Consider the following 25868-nt stretch of genomic DNA (forward strand, 5'->3'; position numbering starts at 1 on the left):
GCAGACAACTCGGGCATCCCCGTCGACGACACCGACGAGACGTCGAGCCCTCGACGGTCCCGGTGGCCGTCGTTCGGGCTCCTCCTCGCGGGCCTGGCGGCACTGCTCGTCAGCGCATGGGCGCTGATCGGGCCCTTCTCCCTCGAACCCCTGGCGAACGTCGAGTTCCGCTGGCTGTTCGTGGTCGGGGCCGTCGTCATCGGCGCGGTGCTGGTGTTCTCTCCGGGACGTCGTCGGTAGTCCGGCCCGGAACGACAAGGGCGCCCCGGCCGGATGGCCAGGGCGCCCTTCGTCATTCGGGGATCACTCCCACTCGATCGTTCCCGGCGGCTTGCTGGTGACGTCGAGTACGACGCGGTTGACGTCCGCGACCTCGTTGGTGATCCGGGTGGAGATGCGCTCGAGCACCTCGTACGGCAGACGCGTCCAGTCGGCGGTCATGGCGTCCTCGCTCGAGACCGGGCGCAGCACGATCGGGTGACCGTAGGTGCGGCCGTCGCCCTGGACGCCGACGCTACGGACGTCGGCGAGCAGCACGACGGGGCACTGCCAGATCTGGCCGTCCAGGCCGGCGGACGTGAGCTCTTCGCGCGCAATGGAATCGGCGTGACGCAGGAGGTCGAGGCGCTCCTGGGTGACCTCACCGATGATGCGGATGCCCAGACCCGGACCGGGGAACGGCTGGCGTCCGACGATCTCCTCGGGCAGACCCAGCTCGCGGCCGACGGCACGCACCTCGTCCTTGAACAGCAGACGCAGCGGCTCGACGAGCTTGAACTGCAGGTCCTCGGGCAGGCCGCCGACGTTGTGGTGGCTCTTGATGTTGGCGGTGCCGGTGCCGCCGCCGGACTCGACGACGTCCGGGTACAGGGTGCCCTGGACCAGGAAGTCGACGGTCTCGCCGTGCGCGGCGCTCTCGCCGAGCACCTCCGAGACCGCACCCTCGAAGCTGCGGATGAACTCGCGGCCGATGATCTTGCGCTTGGTCTCCGGGTCGGACACCCCGGCCAGCTCACGCAGGAACGTGTCGGCGGCATCGACGGTGATCAGGCGGGCGCCGGTCGCGGCGACGAAGTCCTTCTCGACCTGCTGGCGCTCACCGGCACGCATCAGACCGTGATCGACGAACACACAGGTGAGACGGTCACCGATCGCACGCTGCACCAGCGCGGCCGCAACCGCGGAGTCGACGCCGCCGGACAGACCGCAGATGGCCTTGCCGTCGCCGACCTGCTCGCGCACCTGCTCGATGAGCGACTCGGCGATGTTCGCGGCCGTCCACGCACCGGGGATCCCGGCGATCTCGTGCAGGAAGCGGCTGAGCACCTGCTGACCGTGCGGCGAGTGCATGACCTCGGGGTGGTACTGGACCCCGGCGAGCTTGCGGGCGCGGTCCTCGAACGCGGCGACCGGCGCGCCAGCGCTGGACGCGGTGACCTCGAAACCCTCGGGCGCGACCGTGACGCCGTCACCGTGGCTCATCCACACCGGCTGCGTCGCGGGCAGACCGTCGTGCAGGACGCCGCCCGTCACCGACATCTCGGTGCGGCCGTACTCGCGGGCGCCGGTGTGCGCGACGGTGCCGCCGAGCGCGTCGGCCATCGCCTGGAAGCCGTAGCAGATGCCGAAGACCGGGATGCCCAGGTCGAACAGGGCTGCGTCGAGCTTCGGCGCCCCCTCCTCGTACACGCTGGACGGGCCACCCGACAGGACGACCGCGAGCGGCTTCTTCGCCGCGATCTCCTCGACGGTCGTGGTGTGCGGCACCACTTCCGAATAGACCTTCGCCTCACGGACGCGGCGAGCGATCAGCTGCGCGTACTGGGCTCCGAAGTCGACGACGAGAACCGGCCTGTCCTGCTGGGTTTCTGACACCAGAACAGTCTAATATGCGCAGCCCCCGCGCCGTCCCCGGCCTAGGCGACCCCGCTACCGGCCCCGCTGCCCTCCGGCCGGCCACTACGGATCTCGACGATCGGCAGGCTCAGCGCCGCCGGCGCGCCCGCCGGGACCACGGGATTCTTCGGCGCCACCGGGGAGATCCGGGAGTAGCCCGCGCCCTGCTCGGGGCGGTCGTCCTGCTCGCCCTTGTTCGGCCACAGCGACGCCGCCCGCTCGGCCTGCGCGCTGATCGTGAGCGACGGGTTCACCCCGAGGTTCGCCGAGACGGCAGCACCGTCGACGACGCTGAGCGTCGGATACCCGTACACGCGGTGGTACGGGTCGATCACGCCATGGTCGGCGTCCGAGCCGATGGTGCAGCCACCGAGGAAGTGCGCGGTGAGCGGAATGTTGAACACCTCGCCCCACGTACCGCCCGGGACCCCGTCGATCTTCTCGGCGATCCGCCGGGTCGCCTCGTTCCCCGCCGGGATCCACGTCGGGTTCGGCTCGCCGTGCCCCTGCTTGCTGGTGACCTTGCGGCGACCCAGGATCCCCTTCTTGGTGTACGTGGTGATCGAGTTGTCGAGGTTCTGCATCACCAGCGCGATGATGGTGCGCTCGCTCCAGTTCTTCACCGACAGCATCCGCAGCATCTGCCCCGGGTTGGCCGCGATCACCTTCAGCAGCTTGATCCAGCGCGGGGTACTGCCGCCGCCGTCGGTCATCAGGGTCTGCAGCATCCCCATCGAGTTGGAGCCCTTGCCGTACCGGACCGGCTCGATGTGTGTGTCGGACGACGGATGGAACGACGACGTGATCGCCACGCCCCTGGTGAGATCCAGATCCGGATCCACCTTCAACTTCGCAGCGCCCAGGATCGCCTCGGAGTTGGTACGGGTGAGCTCACCCAACCGGTCCGACAGCCGCGGCAGCGCACCGGTGTCCTTCATCTTGTGCAGCAGGTGCTGGGTGCCCCACGTCCCGGCCGCGACCACGACGTACTGCGCGGTGTAGGTCTTGTGGCTCTTGCGGACCTTCGCCCCGGTGCGGTGCGTCGCGACGTCCCACGTGCCGTCCGACCGCTCGTGCAGCGACTCGACGGTCGTCATCGGGACGATCTCGGCGCCGGCCTTCTCCGCCAGGCCGAGATAGTTCTTGATCAGTGTGTTCTTGGCGCCGTGACGACAGCCCGTCATGCACTCGCCGCACTCGATGCAGCCCGTCCGGGCCGGGCCGACGCCCCCGAAGTACGGGTCCTCGGTGGTCTTGCCGGGTTCGCCGAAGAACACGCCGACCGGCGTCTGGATGAACGTGTCACCCACACCCATGTCGTCGGCGACCGACTTGATCACCTCATCGGCCGGCGTCATGTGCGGGTTCTGCACGACACCGAGCATCTTGCGGGCCTGCTCGTAGTGCGGCGTCAGTTCGGCGTCCCAGTCGGTGATGTCACGCCACTGCGGATCCCGGAAGAACGACGACGGCGGCTTGTACAGGGTGTTCGCGTAGTTCAGGGAACCGCCGCCGACACCGGCACCCGCGAGGATGAGGACGTCGCGCAGCAGGTGCACACGCTGGATGCCGTAGCACCCGAGTGCCGGCGCCCACAGGAACCGCTTGAGGTCCCAACTGGTCTTGGCGAAGTCCGCATCCGCGTAGCGGCGCCCCGCCTCGAGCACACCGACCTTGTAGCCCTTCTCGACGAGTCGGAGCGCGGTGACACTGCCACCGAATCCGGAGCCGACGATGAGCACGTCGTAGTCGGTTGCGCGCTGCTTGCCCATTGGGACACCTCCACCATGAACCCGATTGTTACCCGCCAGTATGCACCGCGATCCTGTGACTCGAGCCACAAGGGTGTCCTAAATGTAACTACAGGTTCCACGAAAGGTGCCGGTTCCCCGAAAGACACCAGTGGCCCGGCACCGAAGTGCCGGGCCACTCGCCGAGATCGAGATCAGGCGCGGACGCTCAAGCCGACCTTCTGGAACTCCTTGAGGTCGGAGTAGCCCGACTTCGCCATCGAGCGGCGCAGACCGCCGACGAAGTTGAGCGAACCGTACGGGTCGTCCGACGGTCCGTTGAGGACCTGGTCCAACGCCGGACGCTCGCCGTACGACACCGGCAGCATCGAACCACGCGGCATCGACGGGTGCGCCGCCGCGGACGGCCAGAACCAGCCGCCGCCGGGAGCCTCCTGGGCCACCGCGAGGGGCGCACCGATGACGGCCGCGTCGGCACCGCAGGCGATGGCCTTCGCGAAGTCACCCGAAGAGGTGATGTCACCGTCGGCGATGACGTGCACGTAGCGGCCACCGGTCTCGTCGAGGTAGTCACGACGGGCCGCGGCGGCGTCGGCGATCGCCGTCGCCATCGGCACGCCGATGCCGAGCACCTCACGGGTGGTGGTGGCGCCCTCGGTGGAGCCGTAGCCCACGATGACGCCGGCCGCACCCGTACGCATGAGGTGCAGCGCGGTGCGGTGATCGCTCACGCCACCGGCGATGACCGGGACGTCCAGCTCGGAGATGAACGTCTTGAGGTTCAGCGGCTCACTCTCCCCGTGCGCGACGTGCTCGGCGGAGATGATCGTGCCGTGGATGACCAGCAGATCGATGCCGGCCTTCACGAGCGCCGGAGTCAGCGCGCGGGCGTTCTGCGGGCTGACCCGGACCGCGGTGGTGACACCGGCGTCGCGGACCTGGGCGACCGCCGCCGCGAGCAGCTCGGGCTGCAGCGGAGCGGCATGCAGTTCCTGCAGGCGCGAAATGGCCGCGTCGGGATCGATCTCCTTCTCGGCCATCTCGGCGAGCTCGGCGAGCTTGACCTCGACGTCGGCGTGCCGACCCCACAGGCCCTCACCGTTGATGACACCGAGACCACCGGCCTTGCCGAGCTCGATCGCGAACGACGGCGACACCAGCGCGTCGGTCGGATGAGCCAGGACGGGGATGTCGAAGCGGTACGCATCGATCTGCCAGGCCGTCGACACCTCCTTCGAGGAGCGGGTCCGACGAGACGGGACGATGTTGATGTCGTCCAACTCGTAGGTGCGTCGGGCAGTTCTGCCCATGCCGATTTCGACGAGGTCGCGCACGCGCGCCCCTTTCTCGATTGTTATGAGTGCTTAGCGGGCAGCGTAGTTCGGCGCTTCGACAGTCATGGTGATGTCGTGCGGATGGCTCTCCTTGAGGCCCGCCGCGGTGATCTGCACGAACTGCGCCTCCTGGAGCTGCTCGATCGTCCCGGAGCCGGTGTAGCCCATGGCCGCGCGCAGGCCGCCGGTGAGCTGGTGGATCACCTGCGACAGCGGGCCCCGGAACGGAACCCGGCCCTCGATGCCCTCGGGGACCAGCTTGTCCTCGGCGAGCACGTCGTCCTGGAAGTAGCGGTCCTTGGAGTAAGACTTGCCCTGACCACGGCTCTGCATCGCGCCGAGCGAACCCATGCCGCGGTAGCTCTTGAACTGCTTGCCGCCGACCAGGATCAGCTCGCCCGGGGACTCGGCCGTGCCCGCGAGGAGCGAACCGAGCATCGCGGTGGACGCGCCGGCGGCGAGCGCCTTGGCGACGTCACCGGAGAACTGCAGGCCACCGTCCGCGATGACCGGGACACCGAGTGCCTTGCACGCGGCCGTGGCCTCGAGGATCGCGGTGATCTGCGGGGCACCCACACCGGCGATGACGCGGGTGGTGCAGATGGAACCGGGACCGACACCGACCTTGACGGCATCCACGCCGGCCTCGACCAGCGCGAGCGCGCCGGCACGGGTCGCGACGTTGCCGCCGATGAGCTGCACGCGATCGCCGATCTCGGCCTTGAGCTTGGTGATCATCTCGAGCACACCACGGGAGTGTCCGTGCGCGCTGTCGACGACGAGGACGTCGGCACCGGCGTCGGCCAGCGCCATCGCCCGCACCCAGGCGTCGTCACCGACACCGACGGCCGCGCCGACGAGCAGGCGTCCGTCGCGGTCCTTGGTGGCGTTGGGATGCTGCTCGGTCTTGACGAAGTCCTTGACCGTGATGAGCCCGGTGAGCTTGCCGTGGCCGTCGACGATCGGCAGCTTCTCGATCTTGTGACGGCGCAGCAGGCCGAGCGCGACCTCGGCGGTGACACCCTCACGCGCGGTGATCAGCGGCGCCTTGGTCATCACCTCGGCCACCGGACGGTTCTCGTCGACCTCGAACCGCATGTCGCGGTTGGTGATGATGCCGACCAGGGATCCGGTCTCGTCCGTGACGGGCAGACCCGAGATGCGGAAGCGGGCGCACATGGCGTCCACCTCGGCGAGCGTGTCGGTCGGCTTGCAGGTCACCGGGTCGGTGACCATGCCTGCCTCGGACCGCTTGACGGTCTCGACCCATCCGGCCTGTGCCTCGACGGACGAGTTGCGGTGCAGGACACCCATGCCACCGGCGCGCGCCATGGCGATCGCCATGCGGGCCTCGGTGACGGTGTCCATCGCCGAACTCACCAGCGGGACGTTGAGACGGATGTCGCGGGTCAGCTGGCTCGAGGTGTCCACCTGGTTGGGGACGACGTCCGAAGCCGCCGGCAGCAGCAGCACGTCGTCGAAGGTGAGACCCAGCATCGCAACCTTGTTCGGGTCGTCTCCCCCGGTGTGCACGTGCCCTCCGGTACTACTCATGCGGCTCGGGCCCTCCATGAAGCGTCGATTGATAGTGATAACGGAAGAAGAGTCTGGACCGGCGAAAAATTCCCTGCGGACTTCCCGTGCGCAGACCTCCGTGGACCATGGTATCGGCTCGCCCGAAACGACACGCGGGCCGTCCCGGCGACTCACCCACCGCTATCAGCTAGCGCAGACCGGGCCGAACTGCGTACCGTGGTGTTGTGCGCGATCAACTGCCTCCCGGCCTTCCGCCGGACCCCTTCGCCGGTGACCCTGCCGACCCCTCTGCTGCGCTCGACGCGATCGAGCCGGGCCAGCCGTTGGACCCCCACGAGCGTCTCGCCGTGGAGGAGGACCTCGCGGACCTCGCCGTCTACGAGGCGCTGCTCGGCCACCGCGGCATCCGCGGACTGGTCGTGTGCTGCGAGGACTGCCAGCAGGACCACTACCACGACTGGGACATGCTGCGCGCGAACCTGCTCCAGCTCCTCGTCGACGGCACGGTCCGCCCCCACGAGCCCGCGTACGACCCGTCCCCCGACGCGTACGTGACGTGGGACTACTGCCGCGGCTACGCGGACGCCTCGATGAACGACGCCCTGCACGGAGACGGCTTCGATCTCTGAGAGACCCCTCGACACGGCTACGGCCCGGCAAGCATTGCTTGCCGGGCCGTAGCCGTTCGTGCGGGATCCGCCCCTGACGCGGTCAGGGCGAGGACGTCACCGACGGTTGTCCGTCGAGTGAACCACTGGTCGCCCGAGTGGTCGATGTCGCGGGCGGCGTCGTCGTCGTGGTCGGCGTGGGCGACGGCGGCTGCGTCCCGGACGTCGACGTCGGCGGATTCGGCGTGGAGGTCACCGTCGGCGACGGCGGCTGCGACGGCCCGGGCGAGGTGGACGGCACCACCGCCTGGATACGCGGGTCGATCGTGGGCGACGGCCACCCGGTAGCGATCGGCGACGACGGCCCCGAGCCCGCGGACGAGGAGTCGCCGGCGGTGCTCGGCGGCGGAGGCGGTGTCAGTGGCACTGGTGGTGCCGGCGGCGGTACGGCCTTCTGCAACTCGGTCAGGAGTCGGTCACGCCACACGTTCAGCTCGCCCCGGGTCCCGGCCTCACTGACCGCACTGGCCCGCGCTCCGGCCGAATCGAGCTTGGCCTTCGCGCCGACCGTATCGCCCGACGCGATGAGTCGTTCGGCGTCCTCGAGGTTGGACGTCGTGTCGATCTTCGCGACGGTGGAGGCCGCCCGCTCCGTGAACACGACCTGCTTGACGCCCCACAGCGGGTCACCGGGTTCGGCGTTGTACGAGAAGACGCTCATGCCGCCCATCGCGATCGCGACGACAGCGGCGGCTGCGGCGATCGGTCGGAGCAGGCGGAGGTGACTGCGCCCGGACCGCGACCGGGTCGACAGGGAGTCCTGCGCCTCGAGTTCGCGGTGGACGCGCTCGACGATGTCGTCGAGGTCCGGCTCCGCCGGCAGGGGCTGCGCCAGGATCTCGGTCCGCCAGTTCGCGAGGAGCGCGGCGACCTGGTATTCCTCCGGACTGTCGGTTGCGACGGGGCGGTCACCGGCGATCGAGTCGATCAGCGCATCGTCACGACGCACCGCGGCGACATCGACGGGTGCGCCGTTTCCAGCGAGATCGGCGTGGGGATCGCCCGGCTCGCCCTTGTTGCCCCTAGCCATGCCTCTCACCTGCTCTCGTCACTTCCTTCTTCAACTTGGCAATGGCTCGATGTTGAGCCACCCTCACCGCCCCGGCGGTGCTTCCGACTGCTGCTGCCGTCTCCTCCGCCGACAGACCGACGACGAGCCGGAGGACGAGGATCTCGCGGTGCTTCTCGGGAAGCGTCTGGAGCAGTGCGTTCACCTGTCGGCTCGTTTCCGAACTCAGTGCCCGTTCTTCGGGACTGTCGTCGGAGGAAACGACATCTGGTACTTCAGCAACTGGATCGGATTTGTTACGCGCAGCGTTTCGGTGAGCGTCGGCGACCTTGTGGGCGGCGATGCCGTAGACGAACGCCATGAACGGACGACCCTGATCCTGATAACGAGGAAGCGCTGTCATCACTGCGAGACACACCTCCTGCGCCACATCGTCCGCGGACAGCTGGCCACGCTCCGCGGCGCCGACCCTGGCACGGCAGTAGCGGACGACCAGAGGTCGAATACTCTTCAGGACCTGGGCAAGAGCATTCCGGTCGCCCTGCGCTGCAGCAGCGACGGCGGAGTTCAACTCCTCACCCGTGTTAGACATCGTCAGCGCGAATCCTGGCGTTACAGTGGCACGTCCCCCCGGCCGGGTGTGCTTCCGCGTCACAGCGGAACGTCTGTAAGAGTAACGACAGAGTCCGACGCGTCACCGCATCGTCCGAATATCCGGCGTTCATCCCACGAACGTTCCGCCCCGACGCGCGATCGCTTCGGCGCAGTCGTCGCGGATCGCACGGGCACCCGGATCCGGGCTGACGCCGTCCACCAACATCGCTGCCGCCCACCGCAACGGAAGCAATCCGTGCGCGCCGGCGGCGACGAGGACTCCCTGTGCGGTCTCGAGCGCGAGGTCCGGTTCGGGCCGTCCGGTCGCCGACGCCGCGAACAGCAGCGCGGACTTGATCCGATGCCGGACGGACGGGCAGTCCGCCGAACGGTCGACTGCCGCCTGCGCGTGCCCGGTGGCCGCACCGAAGTCTCCGGCCGCCAACGAGATCTCGGCGCTCACCCAGTCCAGCCTGATGTGTTGACGCCACAGCACGTCCGGCTCGGCGACCGCGGACAGGTATTCGTCGCAGCGGGCGAGCAGCCGACGCCCCAGCGCCAGCCGGCCGCACCCCAGCGCATCGGCGGCCAGACCCGTCAGGGCATCGCAGCGTGCCTCGTGCAGCCGCCGGTCACGACCGCCGGCCATCCCGACCAGCGCCAGCGCGCTGCCGTCGTATCCGGACGCGAGGGCGTGCCTCCCGAGCTGCCGCAGCAGGGAGGCCTGCGTGCTGGCAGCGAGCGACGCGATCGCCGGCTCGGTCACCGACATCCGGCGCAGTCGGCCGAGTTCCGCCCGGGCCTGCGCGTACCGCCCCTGGCCGCCGAGCGCGACGGCGCGGAGCCAGCGCCCTTCCGGGTCGGGCGGCACCGGCAGCGGATTCCGTCCCGGATCCGAACCGAAGGCAGCGCCCCTCGGTCCGTTCTGGTCGTTCTGGTCGTTCCGGTCGTTCCGGTCGTTCGGCATCCGGTGATCATGCCACCGCTTCCATCGACGCCATTTCGAATACCGGTCGCCCCGGTCCGGCACTCTCATTCCACGCCACCTGACGGGCATTGAACTACCCGGGCACTACCCGGGCACTATCCGGGCACTATCCGGGCACTATCCGGGCGCTACCCGGCACTACCCGGAAACTTCGCCAACTGGACGCCCGTTTAATTACGTTTGTGCACCATACCGCGGACATCTCGCGGGAACATGATTCAATTTTGAAGAATAGGTGGCGGCGAGGTTAACGAAAATCGCCGAACAATACTCCGGAGTAACAAGCCGACCCGGGGGATGCAGGACGAACGTCCAGGGGTGACACAGGACGATCGTCCAGGTGAGGGCAGCGCGGCGCCGCACGGGAGCGGTCGACCCCCGCACCGCCACGCAATCACAGGCGCCGTCCCTTGTAAATGTCCAGGACGTTAATTCTCAGCTCCGGAGATATGTAAATCCCCACTCAGCGTAAGTGTTGACGTGATTTCATATGCCCCTTTACGGTTGCGGGGCGTAACCGATTTTCATTGCTTCGTCGCCCGGGGGGTGGCGGGCCGCTCGCAGCGTCACCGCGAGCCTGCTGACAGAGGAGTCCTGATGCCTGTTCCGAATCATCTTCCCGGCCCGAATGCCGATATCTGGGATTGGCAGATGCATGGGCGGTGTCGAGGAGTGGACTCCGCAGTGTTCTTCCACCCGGACGGCGAGCGCGGTCGCGCTCGGGCCCAGCGGGAGAACCGGGCGAAGGAGATGTGCGGGCACTGCCCCGTGTTGACGCAGTGCCGCAACCATGCGCTGGCGGTGTCCGAGCCGTACGGGATCTGGGGTGGGATGTCGGAGTCCGAGCGCGAGATGCTCACCCGGCAGTCACGCCGCCGCATCGCCTGACGGCAAGCGCGTTCACCCGCAGGGAGAACCTGCGACACCTTGCGGCCCGGGGACGACGAGAAATTCGGAGTCCTCGGGCCGGAGGTGTGCGAGGTGTGGCCGAGGGCGCCCGAAAGATGGTCCGGAGATCGACCCATCCGTTCCCGACGCGGTGACGAAGCACTCATCGACAGTGCACGGAACCCTCGTCAGGAAGGCAGTCCCATGACCACCAAGACTCCCCGCATCCTCGCCGTTGCCGCGACCGCGTCGATCGCGCTGCTCGGCCTGAGTGCCTGCTCGTCGGACGACAACTCCAGCGACACGACCTCGAGCACCTCCGCCGCCATGTCGAGCTCGATGCAGAGCCCGACGTCGGCAATGTCCGGCACCGCCGCACCGGCCGCGAATCTGGTGGGGCCGGGCTGCGCAGAGTACGCAGCCACCGTTCCGGACGGCCCCGGCTCGGTCGCCGGCATGGCGCAGGATCCGGTCGCGGTCGCGGCGTCGAACAACCCGATTCTGACGACGCTCACCGCCGCGGTGTCCGGCCAGCTCAACCCCGACGTCAATCTCGTCGACACACTCAACGGCGGCCAGTTCACGGTGTTCGCTCCCACCGACGCGGCCTTCGCGAAGCTGGATCCGGCAACCGTCGAGACGCTGAAGACCGATGACGCCCTGCTGACGAAGATCCTCACCTACCACGTGGTTCCGGGACAGTTGCCGCCCAGCGAGATCGACGGCACGCATGCGACGGTCGAGGGCTCCGACGTCACGGTCACCGGTTCCGGCGACAACCTGAAGGTCGACGAGGCCGGCGTGGTCTGCGGAGGTGTCCAGACCGCGAACGCGACCGTCTACCTGATCGACTCGGTCCTGATGCCGAAATAGTCCCTGGCACGGCGAGTAGACCCGCACAGGGAGGATCCGGCCGATGGAGGCTACGGTAGTCCTCGATGCAATCGAATGGGGACACGTGAGCTCGGCCGGATCCTCCGGCGGCGATGACGCCTGCCCTGCGGACAACGGGCAGGTGGTCGCGGCGCGCCGCGACGAGATGGGTCGCCTGCGAACGCTACTGACGCGAATCGCCGGTGGCGATGCCGAAGCATTCGCGCACTTCTACGACCTGACCGGGCCGCGGGTGTACGGATTGGTCCTGCGGGTCCTGCGCGATCCGGGATTCTCGGAGGAAACCACCCAGGAGGTCTACCTCCAGGTGTGGAAGTCCGCCGCCACATTCGATCCCGAACGCGGCTCGCCACTCTCGTGGCTGATGACGCTCGCCCACCGCCGCGCGGTCGATCGCGTCCGATCGGAGCAGTCGCACACCGACCGCGAGATCGTCTACGAGACGACCAACCGCTCGGACGAGTTCGACCAAGTGACCGAAGAGGTCTCGAACCGGTTCGAGCGGCAAGCGGTGATCGACTGCCTCGACGTTCTCACCGAGATCCAACGGCAGTCCGTCACCCTCGCCTACTACGGCGGTCGCACCTATCGCGAGGTGGCAACCGAACTCGGTGTGGCGGTGCCGACTGTGAAATCTAGGATCCGAGACGGATTGACAAGGCTCAGAGGATGTCTGGGGGTGATATGACATGGACGACGACTTGATCGAGTGGGCGCACCTGTACGCCCTCCACGCCCTCGACGACGAGGACCTGCGTAAGCTCGACGCCCACTTGGCGTCTGCGAACGAGACGACCCGGGCCGAGTTCGACACCGCGGTCCGGCTGGCGCACGAGACGATGGCCACCGCGAGCTCGCTCGTCGCAGTCACACCGCCTACATCGCTGCGGCACAACCTCTTGCAGGAGGTCGCACGGCGTCAGGTGACACCCGTAAGTGACCTGGCGGAGAGACGAAGCATCAAGCGTCGCTGGCAGGTCGCCGTCGCCTCGGTGGCGGCAGCCGCAGCGCTGTTGGCCGGTGGCGTGGTGATCGGCCGTCAGGTCAGTGAGCCGACGCCCGTCCCCGCGGTCACCGCGGTCACCGCGCAGATCCTCGCCGCACCCGACATGCACTCGGTGACAGCCGAGATCCCCGGAGGCGGCACGGCGACGACGATGTACTCGCAGGAGGCCAACGCGGCGATGCTGGTGATGAACGGCGTCACGCCGCCGAAGCCGGACACCGTCTACCAGATGTGGCTGGTGCGCGGCGACGAGAGGGTGTCCGCCGGCACGATGGGCCCCGACCAGGTCTCCCCCACCACGACGGCGGTCCTCGAGGGCATCGACGGCGCCACACAACTCGGCTTCACGGTGGAACCGGCCGGCGGGTCGACGACCCCGACGGGCGACATGTTCGCATCCATCCCGCTCACCTGATCTGGAAAGCCGAAGACCCCCGGACCGTGTCGTCCGGGGGTCTTCGACTGTCGGCGTACGCCGAGTAGATCCGAGTGGATCAGTGCGCGTGGCCGTGGCCGGCGTCCGCGACGGCCTCGGTGGGCTTCTCGACGACGGCGCTCTCCGTGGTGAGCACCATCCGCGCGACCGATGCCGCGTTGACGACGGCGGAGCGGGTCACCTTGACCGGGTCGACGACACCGTCGGCGAGCAGGTCACCGTAGGTGAGGGTCGCGGCGTTGAAGCCGTGCCCGTTGGGCGACTCGGACACCTTGCTGACGACGACGGCACCGTCGACGCCGGCGTTACTGGCGATCCAGTACAGCGGGGCCGCGAGCGCGGTACGGACGACCTCGACGCCGGTGGCCTCGTCACCGGACAGCGACGCCGCCAGATCGGCGAGTGCGTGACCGGCCTGCACGATGGCCGAACCGCCACCGGGGACGATGCCCTCCTCGACCGCAGCCTTGGCAGCGTTGACCGCATCCTCGACGCGGAACTTGCGTTCCTTGAGGTCGGTCTCGGTGGCCGCGCCGACCTTGATGACGGCGACGCCACCGGCCAGCTTCGCGAGGCGCTCCTCGAGCTTCTCGCGATCCCAGTCGGAGTCGGTGTTCTCGATCTCGCGCTTGAGCTGACCGACACGGGTCTCGATGTCGGTCTCGGTGCCGGCACCGTCGACGATCGTCGTCTCGTCCTTGGTGACGACGACGCGACGCGCGCTGCCCAGCAGCTCCAGACCGGCGTCCTTCAGCGTCACACCCATGTCGGCGGTGATGACGGTGCCGGCGGTGACCACGGCGAGGTCCTCGAGGAACGCCTTGCGGCGGTCACCGAAGAACGGCGCCTTGACGGCAACGGCCTTGATGGTCTTGCGGATCGAGTTCACCACGAGGGTCGAGAGCGACTCGCCCTCGATGTCCTCGGCGATGATCAGGACCGGCTTGCCGGACTCGGCGATCTTCTCGAGCAGCGGCAGGAACTCGGGCAGGGAGCTGATCTTCTCGCGGTAGAGGAGGATCAGCGCGTCCTCGAGAACCGCCTGCTGCGCATCGATATCGGTGATGAAGTAGGGCGACAGGTAGCCCTTGTCGAACTGCACGCCCTCGGTGACGACGAGTTCGGTGTGCAGGGTCGAGGACTCCTCGACCGTGACGACGCCGTCGACGCCGACGCGGGTCATGGCCTCGCCGACCAGTTCGCCGATCTCGGCGTCACGCGACGACACGGTGGCGACCTGAGCGATGGCCTCCTTGCCCTCGACCGGGGTGGCGGCAGCGAGCAGCGCCTCCGACACGGCGTCGGCGGCCTTGCTGATGCCCACGCCGAGGCCGATCGGGTTGGCGCCCGCGGCAACGTTCTTCAGGCCGGCCTTGACCAGCGCCTGTGCGAGCACGGTGGCGGTCGTGGTGCCGTCGCCCGCGACGTCGTTGGTCTTGGTGGCGACGCTCTTGACGAGCTGCGCGCCGAGGTTCTCGAACGGATCCTCGAGCTCGATCTCGCGGGCGATGCTCACACCGTCGTTGGTGACGGTGGGGCCGCCGAATGCCTTGGCGAGCACGACGTGCCGACCGCGCGGGCCGATGGTGACCTTGACGGCGTCGGCGAGCTGGTCTACACCGCGTTCGAGCGCGCGCCGGGCCTTCTCGTTGAATTCAATCTGCTTGGACATTGATTCAGCTTCTCCTGGACTTTCGCAGGTTGCGCCGGAACGCACGCCGCCCCGGGTCCGATGCGGAACTCCGGGGCGGTATGCGTGAGGCTTACTTGGAGACGACAGCCAGAACGTCGCGAGCCGACAGGATCAGGTACTCCTGGCCGGCGTACTTGATCTCGGTTCCGCCGTACTTGCTGTAGATGACGGTGTCGCCCTCCTGGACGTCCAGGGGGATGCGCTTCTCGCCATCCTCGTCCCAGCGGCCGGGACCAACGGCGACGACGGTGCCCTCCTGGGGCTTCTCCTTCGCCGTGTCGGGGATGACCAGGCCGGAGGCAGTCGTCGTCTCGGCCTCGTTGGCCTGGACGAGGATCTTGTCCTCGAGCGGCTTGATGTTCACGCTCGCCACGATGAGCCCTCCACTTTCAGGGGTTCGTTGGGCCCGAGGCTGTTCCTCGGACCACGATCAATTAAGTCACCACAGTGACTCTTCACGTGCCCCGTCGTCGCGGGTGCCGGGACTCGCTCAGCGTCGACTAGCACTCTATACATGCGAGTGCCAGCGCTCAAGGGCAGCGTGCGCTCGGGTCGCACCGGGAAAGACCGATGCGGCGCCGGGCCCGCCGACTGCGCGCTCGGCGGTCACTACACTGCGCACGGTCGGGCTATTCGGGGGGCGGTGTCGTCGTGACCAGATCCAGGGCACTGCGATTGCTTGCAGGCACAGCCGGAGTGGCCGGTCTGGCAGCCGGCGTCGCCGCACTGACCGCATTCCGCTCGGGCGCCTCCGACAATGTCGTGATCGTGGCAGCCTCCTTCGCACCCCTGCTGCTACTGGCCACCGTGATCGGGGCGATCGCAACCGCCGTGGCCCGGCAATGGCTGTTGCTCGCTGCGTCCCTCGTCGTCGTCGGGTTCGCCGGCTGGGCGTACGGCCCGCTGTATGTCGCGGGCGCGACCGGCGAACCCGCCGTGGACGCGAACGGCCCGTCGATTCGGGTGATGCAGTCCAACATCATGGTGGGTTCCGCCGATCCGGAGGCCCTGGTGCGGACGGTGCGCGAACGGGACATCGACGTGCTCACCATCCAGGAACTGACCGTCCCCTCCGTCGACGCCCTGAGGGACGCCGGGCTCGAGGAACTTCTTCCCCATCAGGTCCTGGCGCCGCACCCGACCGGCGGCGCCGGCGGCGGAATCTACAGCCGACTGCCGTTGTCGAACCACCGTCAGGTCGACGGGATGGCCCTGACCAACCTGGTCGTCGAGGTCGACGCCGGCCTGGGACGGCCGGTGATCCTGTACGACGTGCATCCGGTGCCCGCGTACATCGCGCCCGCAGCCGATTGGACGGAGGACTTCGAGCGACTGCGCGACGACATGGATTCGGCGGCCGCCCACGACAACGTCATCGTCAGCGGCGACTTCAACGCCACCTACTCGCACCGCAAGTTCCGGGATCTGCGCCGCGGCGGGTACGTCGATGCTGCCGATCGACTGGGCGCCGGGATTCTGCCGACGTACCCCACCGACAAGCGCTACCCCGCGGTCGTCGGGATCGACCACATCCTCACCAAGGGCGCCACCGCGACGTCACTCGAACGCATCGACGTGGCCGGCTCCGATCACCACGGACTGATCGCGGACGTGCAACTCACGACCGGATCCTGAGCCGGACCGAGTTGCTACGGGCGACCTCCGACGACTCCGCCCGGCGCGAAGGAATCGATCGCCTCGGCGACGTGCCCGGTGAAGCTGCCACCACCGTGGCCTGCGTCGTCGACGACGACGAGTCTGCTGCCCGGCCATCGGCGAACCAGTTCCCACGCGGTGTCGAGGGGTCCGGACACGTCGTATCGCCCGTGGACGAGGACGGCAGGGATGTCCGCGAGTTCGCCCATGCCGTCGAGCAATTGACGTTCGGCCAGGAAGCAGTCGTTGCCCCAGTAGTGGGTCACCAGGCGTGCGAACACCCTCCGGAACGCGGGGTCCCGATATCTGCGGGACGGCGTCCACCCGGGAACCAGGGACACATGGGTGTCCTCCCACTCGCACCAGCGCAGTGCCGCGTTCTCGCGAACGGCCGGATCGGGGTGGGCGAGCAGTCGCGCGTAGGCGGCGGCCAGATTTCCCTCGCGCTCGCCCTCCGGTACCGGTTCGATGAACCGCTCCCATTCGCGCGGAAAGACGCGGCGCATGTCGCGGACGACCCACTCGATCTCCCGGCGCCCACCGGAGGTGATCGCGCCCAACGCCATCCCGATCACCCGGTCGGGGTGCGCCTGGGCGTAGGCCAGGGCGAGTGTCACACCCCAGGACAACCCGACCACCACCCATCTGTCGATTCCGAGATGCACGCGCAGTGCCTCGATGTCGGCGATCAGGTGGTCGGTCGTGTTCGTCGAGAGGTCCGTGGACGGATCGTCGGCGAGTGGCCGACTGCGCCCGCAACCGCGCTGGTCGAACAGCACCGCGCGGAACACGCTCGGGTCGAAGAACCTGCGCGCACCCAGGGTGCAGCCCGACCCCGGCCCTCCGTGCAGGTAGACCACCGGCACACCCGCGGCGCTACCGACGGTCTCCCAGTACAGGGAGTGGCCGTCGGAAACGTCGAGATGCCCCGAGTCGTACGGTTCGACCGCTGGGTACAGAGCAACCATGACGCCGAGTCTTGCAGGTCCCGCGACCTCCGCCGGCAACGTCGGAACCCAGGGCGGATCTCAGCTCGGTTCGGCGACTGCGGTGATCACAGATCTCGCTTCGGTGATCAGCTGGGTGAGCCCGGGTTCTTCGACCGGCCAGTGTCCGCAGTTCTCGAGCAGGACGGACCGAGTGGGCGCGGAGATGCGGTCGAGGAATCGTCGACTGGCCTGCGGTGGAGTCCATCGATCGGCTGCCGGGTGCAGGAGCGTGACCGGAGCCGCGGTGAACTGCTCGGGGACCGTGTGTGGGAAGGCGAACCAGTCGGCGAGGAACCCCAACGGGACCCGGACGCCCCCGCCGCGCGGATCGGAGGCGCACAGGCGCGAGAGGTCAGGGTTGTTGCTCATCCGGTTCATGCGTACGAGCCACTTGATCGGCAGCCGCAGGTTTCCGGCCACCCGGGCGACCGGCGGCAGGAATGTCGGTGCCGCCTCGCCGACGAGTCCCCAACGGGCCGCAGCCGAGCGGGCTTCGGGGTCGGCGGTGTCGAGCAGACACGTGGCGAGGACCGCAGCGATCCGACCTGTGCGAGCGGCTACCTCGTAGGCCATCATGCCGCCCATGCTTGCGCCGAACAGAATCAGTGGCCGCGGGTCACTGTCTCGTTCGGTGTCGACCAGGTCGCAGAGCAGGTCGATCCAATCCCGGTAGCGGACACGTGCCGGCCGAGGTTCGATCGTCAGTCCGTAGAGGGGCATGTCGGGACAGAGAACCTCGACACCTTCGTCGGCGGCCAGGGACGCGAACGACCAGAGCGCCGAGGCATGCCCACCGGCCCCGTGAATCCCCATGACACGCACCGGGGCGTCGGGCCGAGATGCGCGGGCGATGTGGACCCGGCGCCCGCGCCACTGCCACCACGTCGATTCAGGCTCACGCAGCGTCCCGCGGTAGGGCGCCGGAAGGAATCCGGCGTAGGTCGTCGCGTCCATTCCTCGATCTCCGCCCTCGTCGTACTGCATCGGCACCACCCGCTCCCCTGGGCCCAGCTCACGCTAGCCGCACTCGACTGACCTGGACAACGTTCACGACTTGCCAAGAAGCGCAAGTGGCACAACGAATTACGAATCCTCGCCACCCTCACTCGATTGTTCGGGACGCCTGTCCGTGCCCGGATGCCGGCAGCGACCAACTGCGGATTCCCGCGAACGAGTCGAACTCGGAGACGCTCGACGACGTGGGCGCCCTCACCTCGCCCGGTGCGGTCGGTGGGCCGTCACACGGGAACGCGTGCAGGATCGGCGCGTGAAACCGCACGCCCGGCGATGCCCGGGCTGCCGCAGGTCCCGCCGTTCGGACCGCTCTCCGCCCAGAGGGGCCGTCGAGCGACACGGGACCGCAATCGGCGCCAACCGGGGTCTGCGGCACGAATCGTCCCTTACAGTGGGCGCCGTGTGTGAACAGCAGATGAACGGTTGGAATCGGCGGTCCTTCCTCGGAGCTGCCGGCATCGGAGCGCTCGGGGTCGCCGGGCTGCCTCTCATCGGCGGCCCGTCGTGGAACCCGCTCACTGCACGGGCGTCCGCGGCCGCCCCGCTGCCCGCGTCGATCGCAGGCACCACCCTCGAGTCCGTCGCCGTCCCGCTGGGCAGCAGCGGGTACCGCCGCCTCACCGCCGGCCCGGGGTGGCCGCTGGTGGTCCGCACCGACCTGGCCGAGCCCAAGTCGGGCCGCGAGGATCGCCGCTCCGCCCTCGCCTCGATGGTCCAGCTCACCGATGTGCACGTGCTCGACGCCCAGTCGCCCGTCCGGTTCGAGTACGTCCACCCCTTCCAGGGTGCGGCGTTCCGGCCGCAGGAGACGATGACCACGCAGGGCCTCGTCTCCCTCATCAACCGGGTCAACTCGCTGCGCAAGGGCCCGCACACGCAGCGCGACTTCGACGCCGTGATCACCACCGGCGACAACACCGACAACAAGGAGCACGCCGAACTCGACTGGTTCCTCAAGGCGTTCAACGGTGGCACGTTCGTCCCCAACACCGGCGACATGAGCCGCTACGAGGGCGTGCAGAACTCGGGCGCGGACCTGTACTGGAACCCCGAGTCGTCGATCCAGGACATCTACAAGCAGACCGGATTCCCGGAGGTTCCCGGCCTGCTGTCGGCGGCACTGCAGCCGGTCACCAGCCCCGGCCTGAACACCAAGTGGTACTGCGTCTTCGGTAATCACGACGACTCCGTCGAGGGCACGCTCCCGAGCGGGATCCCGTTCCTCGAGCAGATGTACACCGGCGACAAGAAGTTCGAGGTGCCGGACTCGTCCGATCAGGCCGCGCGCATGTCGAGCGCCCTCAGTTCGGATCCGACGGCCGTCCTCAACCTGCTGTCGGCGATCACCACCCCGCCGCGCACCGTCACCCCGGACGCGCGTCGCCAGCCGTTCACGCCGCGGGAGTTCATCGCCGCCCACCTCGACCCGGCGAACGCGGGCCCCGGCCCGGTCGGCCACGGTTTCGAGGCCGACGCCGACGAAACCGGAATCGGCTACTACACGTTCGAGATCGCGCCCGGCGTGATCGGCATCAGCATGGACTCGACCAACCGCGCCGGCTTCGTCGACGGCTCGCTCGGCGAGGCACAGTTCAAGTGGATCGAGCAGACGCTGCTCGCCGGCAGCAGCAAGTACTACGACACCAACGGCGGCCTCGTCACCCAGAGCCGTACCGACACCTACTTCGTGCTGTTCAGCCACCACACGAGCACCACGATGGCGAACACCCTGCCCGACCCGGAGCGTCCGCTCGAGCCCCGCTACAAGGGCGCCCAGCTGGTGGACATGCTGCACCGCTTCCCGAACGTCCTCGCGTGGGTCAACGGCCACACCCACGAGAACCGCATCACCGCTCAGGTCGGCCAGACCCCGGCGCAGGGATTCTGGGAGATCAACACGGCGTCGCACATCGACTTCCCGCAGCAGGGACGCATCATCGAGGTCGTCGACAACGAGGACGGCACGGTGTCGCTGCTGACCACGCTGATCGAGGCCGACAGCCCGCTCCAGGTCGACTACGACGACTTCTCCCCGGCGGGGCTGGCGTCGCTGTACCGGGAGTTCTCGTTCAACGACATTCATGCCGACCCGAAGCTGCTGGGCGGCTCCCCGGACCACAACGTGGAGCTGGTCCTGGCGACACTGCGCTAGTCGTCGGTGCGGACGCCCTTCGGGGCGTCCGCACCGCCGCCGCTCCCCCGCCGCGCCCTGCTCCATCGCACGGCTTCGGTGAGCAGGCGCACTCCGACCGCGAGCATCACGAGGTTGCCGACGATCTGCGCGGTGACAACGGCCCGGGCCGTCTGCTCGACGGCGGCGATATCGCCGAAACCCACCGTCGCGAAGACCGTGAGCGTGAAGTACAACGCGTCGATCCGAGTCAGCGGCTCGGTGAACGACTCCGGGTTCATCTGGGACAGAAGGAAGCTCGCCACCGACGAACCCAGCAGGTACACGGGCAGTGTCACCATCAGCGCCGAGGCCGACCGCAGGGCGGGCACCGTGGACCGCAGGATCTGCCGCACCTGCCAGATGCACAGCACCACAACGAACATCACTCCCCCGACGAGGATCGCGACCGTGCCGGCGTTCGACAGATGATCCATCGGCAGCACGAAGTACGCGACCGTCAGGACGACGACGGTTCCGATCGGGGGTAGCAGGGCCCGCCGCAGCAGTCGGCGCCGCTCGTGCTTGTCGAGTTCCTGCAGTAGACCCGGATCGGACATGGGCTCTCGCTTCTGTATTCGCCCGGCCGCGCTACCGCGAACACCACACCGACCTGCGGCGACACACCTGACCGAGCGGCGCAGCCCGATGTTCGGTAACGTTCGGATAACGACGTCGACGTCTGGAAGAGAAGTATTCCAGCTTTCCGATGCGAGCGCGTCGAGAACGCGAACAGTTCCGAACACCGAAAGTGGGAGGTGGACAGTGCGAAGTTCACTCGGCATCTCTGCCGGAGCGGCGGGCGTGTGCACTGCACTCGTCGCCACCGACGACACCGGCACGCAATCCGTGGAGTACCGGACGCTGTCCTCGGACCTGGGCACCCACACCGATCTCGGCGACCTCAGCCTCTCCGCGATCGGCCTGATGACCGTCCAGGTTCCCGAACGCAGGATCGAACCCGACGCGATCGCGGTGGCGTACCGCACCGAGAGCCACGCGGCGGCCGTGCGGTCCGCGGCCAAGCGCCAGCGCCGAGCCATCCGCCTGGTCCCCGAGACCGCCGCCACCCTGGCCTACCTCCGCAGTACCGGACTGGTCGCGCAGTACGGGAGCATCGCGATCGTCGACCTCGGCGCGTCCGGGCTCACGGTCACGGTCGTCGACCAGGCGAGCGGCACCATCTACTGCCGCGATCGCACCACTACCGTCAGCGGCGACCGCGCCGCCGACACACCGGACGCAGATATCGCCTCCCGCGTCGTCGAGTTCGTGACCGACGTCTGCGCGCGAGGGCTGCGCACCCCCGAGGCCGCGGTCCTGGTCGGCGGCGGCGGAAACATCGCCGACGTGGGTGCGGCACTCGACACCGGCTTCGACGGCGTCACCATCATCGTGCCCGAACCGGAGGCCGCGACCGCGAAAGGCGCTGCGCTGCTGGCCGGGTCGAATGCCCGCCAAGATTTTCCGGTTGTCGCCGGATCCGGCGGAGGCCGTGGGACCGGCGCCCTCGTCGGCGCGCTCGTGGTCGGCGGCCTGATGCTCGGCTACGGCGTCAAGGAAGTGATCCCGCAGAGCGAGGAGAACTACGCGCCCACCGGCAGCCAGGTCATCGAGGTGCCCTCGACCGAGCCTGACGTCCCCACGGCCGATCCGGACGCCACCGACATCCCGTCGAGCGATCCGACTCCCACCGCGACCGTGCCGGGGTACGCCCCGCAGCTGCCACTGCCCTCCACCGACAGCTTCAGCGGTCCGGCTTCGACGACGCAGTACACCACCACCGTCGAACCGCCCCCACCGACGACGACGCCCCCGACCACCGAAGCGCCGGCCACGACGACCCCGCCGCCGACTACCACTCAGAGCCGGCCGTGGATTCCGCCGATGTGGCCCGACCTACCCACGTGGCTCCCGGAGCTGGTACCGAGCATCCCCAGCATCCCCAGCATCCCGACTCCGGACACCGGCCCGCCGATCGCCCCACCCGGCTCCGGGCCGATCACGACCGTGCCCCCCAGCTCCGAACCACCCAGCTCCGAACCGCCGACCTCGGAACCGCCCCGCTCGGAGCCCCCGACGACCGAGCCGCCCAGCTCCGACACCGAGCCCCCGGCCGGGCCGCCGCCGCCGCAGATCAGTCCCGAATCTGGCTCACCGACACCGGAAGTCCCGGATTCGTCGCCGAGGTGAGTGCGGACGGCTGCGCGCCGCCCGCGATGAGGTGGGCGCCGAGCGCCGCGATCATCACACCGTTGTCGGTGCACAGCCGAGGACTCGGCACTCGCAGCGTGAGACCCGCTGCGGCACAACGCTCCTCCGCGAGTGATCGGATCCGAGAGTTCGCTGTCGCGCCGCCACCGAGCACGAGGGTGTCGACGCCGACGTCCTGCGCTGCGCGCACCGCCTTCATCGTCAGCACGTCCGCAACCGACTCCTGGAAGCCCGCCGCGACGTCGGCGACCGGAACCTCCTCGCCCGCACGCTGCTTCGCCTCGACGAATCTCGCCACGGCCGTCTTGAGGCCCGAGAACGAGAAGTCGTGACGTGCGTCGCGAGACCCGGTCATGCCGCGCGGGAACACGATGGCGTCCCGGTCCCCCTGCTGGGCGAGACGATCGAGCGCGGGTCCCCCCGGGAAGCCGAGGCCGAGCAGACGGGCGACCTTGTCGAAGGCCTCACCGGCCGCGTCGTCGACCGTGGTGCCGAGTTCCACGATCGGCTTGCGGCCCAGTTCCTCCACGTGCAGCAGATGGGTGTGTCCGCCCGAGACCAGGAGGGCGACGCACGGTGGCATCGGCCCGTGCTCGATGGTGTCCACCGCGACGTGCCCGCCGAGATGGTTGATCGCGTAGAACGGCACACCCCACGCCACCGCGTACGCCTTGGCCGCGGCGACACCGACCAGCAGCGCACCGGCGAGGCCGGGGCCGATCGTCACGCAGATGGCGTCGGGCCTGTCGATGCCCGCGGCCGCGAGCGCGCGCTTCATCGTCGGGACCATCGCCTCGAGGTGGGCACGCGACGCCACCTCGGGCACCACGCCGCCGTAGCGCGCGTGCTGGTCGACGCTCGACGCCACCTCGTCGGCGAGCAGCTCGCAGCGGCCGTCGCCCGACCAGCGGACGATGCCGACACCGGTCTCGTCGCACGAACTCTCGATACCCATCACGATCATGGCCGTCACTCCTCACCCGGTGCCGGTCGGCGCATCGTGAATGCGTCCGCGCCGCTCGGCTGGTAGTACCGCTTCCTGGTACCGACGATCTCGAAGCCCTCGCGCCGGTACAGCGCGATCGCCGGTTCGTTGTCGGTGCGGACCTCGAGGAACATCGGGCCGCCCCACTTGTCCGCGATGCTCAGCAGTTCGGCGAGCAGCGCGCCGCCGATGCCACCGCGCTGCGCCGCCGGATCCACGCCGATGGTGTGCACCTCGGACTCCGGCGTGATGCTCGTGCCGAGCAGTGCCACCCCGGCGTAGCCGATCAGGGTGTCGGCGTCGTCCCGCGCCGTGAAGTAGCGGTTGTGCCCGCCCGCGAGTTCCGACCGGAACGCCTGCGCGCTCCAGGGGTCGTCACCGGGGAACAGCACCTGTTCGAGTTCGGCGCACCGGTCGGCGTCGGCGTCGACCATCGGAACGATCCGAATGCTCATTTCCGGCGGTCCGCCAACTCCACCGCGTCCGGGCGCCGCAAGTACAACGGCACCAGCGGTTCCGGCTCCACACCCACCCGCAGCGCCTGCGCCGCGACCGCCACCAGACCGGACGGCGACGGGGTCTCGACCGGCTCGACCCGCAGGTCGAACATGTCCACGTGCGAGGCCGACCCCGCGATCACCCGTGACGGCGACGGATCCAGCTCGGACGGCTTGACGACGTCGGGCCCCTCGACCCGATCGCCGCCGGAGTACCGCGCCCAGTACACCTCGCGGCGACGAGCGTCGGTGACCACCAACAGGTCCTGCTCCCCGGGCACATCGGCGGCGATCGCATCGAGACTGCACACCCCGTGGACCGGAATGCCCAGCGCATCGCCGAACGCGGCGGCGGTCGCCATGCCGACACGCAGGCCCGTGAACGGGCCGGGGCCCACCCCGACGACGACGGCGTCCAGATCGGCGGGGACGTGGCCCGATTCGTCGAGACACTCGAGCACCTGCGGGGTCAGTACCTCCGCGTGCGCTCGGGCATCGACGGTGACGCGGGACGCCAACGTCCGAGGTACGCCGGCATCCGAATCGGGGTCGAAGCTCACGACACCCGCAGTGACCGCGGGCGTGGAGGTGTCGATGGCAAGCACAAGCACGATGTACCAGGTTACTCGCACTTCCCGAGGCTCCCGGGACCGGCCGACCGGCCACCGGCGGGGCCCCTCGGCGCGTCGCTTGGTACAAATGCCGGTTTTGGGCACGATTACCGAACATTGCCGCGCACGGCGGTCACATGGTCGGGGAGGTCGGGAGATGAGTCGGGTAGTCGGGAATCTCGAACAGCAGGAACCATCGGCACGCCAGGACGACGGACTCTTCGGACCCGACAGCGTCACCTGGCGCCTGTTCGCCGATCCGGCATCCACGCTCGGCGCCGTCTGCGGCGTGCTCCTCCAGACCCTCAACCCCGACATGATGACGCTGTTCAGCAAGGTCTCCGACAACTACGGCGACCCGGTCGGCCGGGCGGCTCGCACCGTCAAGTTCCTCGACACCACGATCTTCGGGGATACCGCGCACGCCCTCGCCGCCGGCGAAGCGGTGCGGCGCATGCACAAGCACGCTCAGTGGACCGACGAGCGCACCGGTCGGACCCTGGTCGCCGACGAGCCGGACTGGCTCGCCTGGACGCACAACACCCTCGTGTGGGGAATCCTGCGCAGCTCCGAGCTGTACGGGCCGACCCTTACGGCAGCCGAACGTGACCGCTTCGTCGTCGAGCAGCACCGCGCGGCCGAACTCGTCGGCATCGACCCGTCCGCACTGCCCGGCACCCACGCCGAGCTCGACACCTACATCCACGCGCAGGTGGACTGGCTGGCCGTCACGCTGCCGGCGGCCGAGGCCACCACCCAACTGCGCAAGCCGACGTTGAAGGGGAACCCGATCAAGGTCGCGTCGTCGATCGTGATCCAGGACGGCATCATCGCGCTGCTCCCCGAGTTTGCTCGCACCATGTTCGGAGTCGCCGGCCGCCCGATGAGCCTCGGCGGCGCCGCCCGGACCACCCGCTGGCTCATGGCCGCCGCCCGCCGCAACAAGCCCTACGAGAAGCTCATCGCCGACATGCTGTCGGACGTCGACGCACACCCGTACCGCAAGGTGCGCGGCATCGACGGTGTGCGCCGCTGACCG

The 25868-nt window shown here is 68.7% G+C and carries 25 protein-coding genes; 10 read left to right on the top strand and 15 right to left on the bottom strand.

Annotation, left to right across the window (positions count from 1 at the left end; genetic code table 11):
- Positions 1-15 precede the first annotated feature (15 nt).
- Positions 16-240, top strand: coding sequence for a hypothetical protein (locus IJ15_RS0112415; RefSeq protein WP_031938660.1), 225 nt, complete (start codon positions 16-18; stop codon positions 238-240).
- Positions 241-303: 63 nt separating this feature from the next.
- Here IJ15_RS0112415 and guaA read toward each other — a convergent pair whose 3' ends face one another.
- The 4 genes from guaA to guaB all read right to left on the bottom strand — a co-directional run bounded on the left by guaA (position 304) and on the right by guaB (position 6535).
- Positions 304-1875, bottom strand: coding sequence for a glutamine-hydrolyzing GMP synthase (gene guaA / locus IJ15_RS0112420; RefSeq protein WP_031938661.1), 1572 nt, complete (start codon positions 1873-1875; stop codon positions 304-306).
- Between the two features lie 41 nt (positions 1876-1916).
- Entirely contained in the window at positions 1917-3668 is a 1752-nt protein-coding gene (locus IJ15_RS0112425) for an FAD-dependent oxidoreductase (protein WP_031938662.1), read from the bottom strand.
- 173 nt (positions 3669-3841) lie between these two features.
- Positions 3842-4981, bottom strand: coding sequence for a GuaB3 family IMP dehydrogenase-related protein (locus IJ15_RS0112430; protein ID WP_031938663.1), 1140 nt, complete (start codon positions 4979-4981; stop codon positions 3842-3844).
- 30 nt (positions 4982-5011) lie between these two features.
- The gene (guaB, locus tag IJ15_RS0112435) at positions 5012-6535 is read right to left on the bottom strand and encodes an IMP dehydrogenase (protein WP_031938664.1); all 1524 of its coding nucleotides are present in this window, start codon (positions 6533-6535) and stop codon (positions 5012-5014) included.
- Positions 6536-6741: 206 nt separating this feature from the next.
- On the opposite strand from guaB, the gene IJ15_RS0112440 reads away from it, so the two are divergent.
- Positions 6742-7146, top strand: coding sequence for a DUF5319 domain-containing protein (locus IJ15_RS0112440; protein ID WP_031938665.1), 405 nt, complete (start codon positions 6742-6744; stop codon positions 7144-7146).
- 82 nt (positions 7147-7228) lie between these two features.
- Here the strand turns inward: IJ15_RS0112440 and IJ15_RS0112445 are convergent, their stop codons facing one another.
- The 3 genes from IJ15_RS0112445 to IJ15_RS0112455 all read right to left on the bottom strand — a co-directional run bounded on the left by IJ15_RS0112445 (position 7229) and on the right by IJ15_RS0112455 (position 9755).
- A complete protein-coding gene (locus IJ15_RS0112445) occupies positions 7229-8215 on the bottom strand; it encodes an anti-sigma-D factor RsdA (protein WP_031938666.1) in 987 nt (328 codons plus the stop codon).
- The gene (locus IJ15_RS0112450) at positions 8208-8786 is read right to left on the bottom strand and encodes a sigma-70 family RNA polymerase sigma factor (protein WP_031938667.1); all 579 of its coding nucleotides are present in this window, start codon (positions 8784-8786) and stop codon (positions 8208-8210) included. Before IJ15_RS0112450 ends, IJ15_RS0112445 begins: the two co-directional genes overlap by 8 nt.
- A 129-nt stretch (positions 8787-8915) precedes the next feature.
- Entirely contained in the window at positions 8916-9755 is an 840-nt protein-coding gene (locus tag IJ15_RS0112455; protein WP_031938668.1) for a hypothetical protein, read from the bottom strand.
- Positions 9756-10373: 618 nt separating this feature from the next.
- Here IJ15_RS0112455 and IJ15_RS0112460 point away from each other — a divergent pair.
- The 4 genes from IJ15_RS0112460 to IJ15_RS0112475 all read left to right on the top strand — a co-directional run bounded on the left by IJ15_RS0112460 (position 10374) and on the right by IJ15_RS0112475 (position 12979).
- On the top strand, positions 10374-10664 hold the full coding sequence (locus IJ15_RS0112460; protein WP_031938669.1) for a WhiB family transcriptional regulator: 291 nt from the start codon (positions 10374-10376) through the stop codon (positions 10662-10664).
- A gap of 204 nt (positions 10665-10868) precedes the next feature.
- Positions 10869-11537 carry a fasciclin domain-containing protein gene (locus tag IJ15_RS0112465; RefSeq protein WP_031938670.1) on the top strand — a complete coding sequence of 223 codons (669 nt, stop codon included), beginning with the start codon at positions 10869-10871 and terminating at the stop codon, positions 11535-11537.
- Positions 11538-11580: 43 nt separating this feature from the next.
- Complete coding sequence (locus tag IJ15_RS0112470; protein WP_031938671.1) at positions 11581-12246, top strand: sigma-70 family RNA polymerase sigma factor; 666 nt, start codon at positions 11581-11583, stop codon at positions 12244-12246.
- Between the two features lies 1 nt (position 12247).
- Positions 12248-12979 carry an anti-sigma factor gene (locus IJ15_RS0112475; protein ID WP_031938672.1) on the top strand — a complete coding sequence of 244 codons (732 nt, stop codon included), beginning with the start codon at positions 12248-12250 and terminating at the stop codon, positions 12977-12979.
- A 79-nt stretch (positions 12980-13058) separates the two neighbouring features.
- Here IJ15_RS0112475 and groL read toward each other — a convergent pair whose 3' ends face one another.
- Together groL and groES are read right to left on the bottom strand one after the other, a co-directional pair.
- Positions 13059-14672: a chaperonin GroEL gene (gene groL, locus IJ15_RS0112480; RefSeq protein ID WP_031938673.1), complete on the bottom strand. Its 1614-nt coding sequence runs from the start codon at positions 14670-14672 to the stop codon at positions 13059-13061.
- A 91-nt stretch (positions 14673-14763) separates the two neighbouring features.
- Complete coding sequence (gene groES, locus IJ15_RS0112485) at positions 14764-15066, bottom strand: co-chaperone GroES (RefSeq protein WP_031938674.1); 303 nt, start codon at positions 15064-15066, stop codon at positions 14764-14766.
- 278 nt (positions 15067-15344) lie between these two features.
- Here groES and IJ15_RS0112490 point away from each other — a divergent pair, with 278 nt between their 5' ends.
- The gene (locus tag IJ15_RS0112490; RefSeq protein ID WP_031938675.1) at positions 15345-16328 is read left to right on the top strand and encodes an endonuclease/exonuclease/phosphatase family protein; all 984 of its coding nucleotides are present in this window, start codon (positions 15345-15347) and stop codon (positions 16326-16328) included.
- Between the two features lie 14 nt (positions 16329-16342).
- Here the strand turns inward: IJ15_RS0112490 and pip are convergent, their stop codons facing one another.
- On the bottom strand, positions 16343-17317 hold the full coding sequence (gene pip / locus IJ15_RS0112495; protein ID WP_031938676.1) for a prolyl aminopeptidase: 975 nt from the start codon (positions 17315-17317) through the stop codon (positions 16343-16345).
- A gap of 60 nt (positions 17318-17377) precedes the next feature.
- Complete coding sequence (locus tag IJ15_RS0112500) at positions 17378-18292, bottom strand: alpha/beta hydrolase (protein WP_081880716.1); 915 nt, start codon at positions 18290-18292, stop codon at positions 17378-17380.
- A 475-nt stretch (positions 18293-18767) separates the two neighbouring features.
- Here IJ15_RS0112500 and IJ15_RS0112510 point away from each other — a divergent pair, with 475 nt between their 5' ends.
- Positions 18768-20504 carry a TIGR03767 family metallophosphoesterase gene (locus IJ15_RS0112510; RefSeq protein WP_031938678.1) on the top strand — a complete coding sequence of 579 codons (1737 nt, stop codon included), beginning with the start codon at positions 18768-18770 and terminating at the stop codon, positions 20502-20504.
- Here the strand turns inward: IJ15_RS0112510 and IJ15_RS0112515 are convergent.
- Positions 20501-21082, bottom strand: a complete 582-nt coding sequence (locus IJ15_RS0112515; protein WP_031938679.1) for a potassium channel family protein — start codon at positions 21080-21082, stop codon at positions 20501-20503. The genes IJ15_RS0112510 and IJ15_RS0112515 overlap by 4 nt on opposite strands.
- Positions 21083-21287: 205 nt before the next feature.
- Here IJ15_RS0112515 and IJ15_RS0112520 point away from each other — a divergent pair, with 205 nt between their 5' ends.
- Positions 21288-22715, top strand: coding sequence for an acetate and sugar kinases/Hsc70/actin family protein (locus tag IJ15_RS0112520; protein WP_031938680.1), 1428 nt, complete (start codon positions 21288-21290; stop codon positions 22713-22715).
- Here IJ15_RS0112520 and tsaD read toward each other — a convergent pair.
- Genes tsaD through tsaB form a run of 3 tightly spaced genes read right to left on the bottom strand, consistent with a single transcriptional unit; the run spans position 22660 to position 24829 of the window.
- Complete coding sequence (tsaD, locus tag IJ15_RS0112525; protein ID WP_031938681.1) at positions 22660-23700, bottom strand: tRNA (adenosine(37)-N6)-threonylcarbamoyltransferase complex transferase subunit TsaD; 1041 nt, start codon at positions 23698-23700, stop codon at positions 22660-22662. The two genes, IJ15_RS0112520 and tsaD, sit on opposite strands and share 56 nt — an antisense overlap.
- A gap of 5 nt (positions 23701-23705) precedes the next feature.
- Positions 23706-24176 (bottom strand): ribosomal protein S18-alanine N-acetyltransferase, encoded by a 471-nt coding sequence (gene rimI / locus IJ15_RS0112530; RefSeq protein ID WP_031938682.1) that lies wholly within the window; start codon positions 24174-24176, stop codon positions 23706-23708.
- Entirely contained in the window at positions 24173-24829 is a 657-nt protein-coding gene (tsaB, locus tag IJ15_RS0112535; RefSeq protein ID WP_031938683.1) for a tRNA (adenosine(37)-N6)-threonylcarbamoyltransferase complex dimerization subunit type 1 TsaB, read from the bottom strand. The genes rimI and tsaB overlap by 4 nt, the downstream gene beginning before the upstream one ends.
- A gap of 157 nt (positions 24830-24986) precedes the next feature.
- On the opposite strand from tsaB, the gene IJ15_RS0112540 reads away from it, so the two are divergent.
- The gene (locus IJ15_RS0112540) at positions 24987-25865 is read left to right on the top strand and encodes an oxygenase MpaB family protein (RefSeq protein WP_031938684.1); all 879 of its coding nucleotides are present in this window, start codon (positions 24987-24989) and stop codon (positions 25863-25865) included.
- The last annotated feature ends 3 nt before the right edge of the window (positions 25866-25868 follow it).

The sequence above is a fragment of the Prescottella defluvii genome (genome assembly GCF_000738775.1).
GTDB lineage: Bacteria > Actinomycetota > Actinomycetes > Mycobacteriales > Mycobacteriaceae > Prescottella > Prescottella defluvii.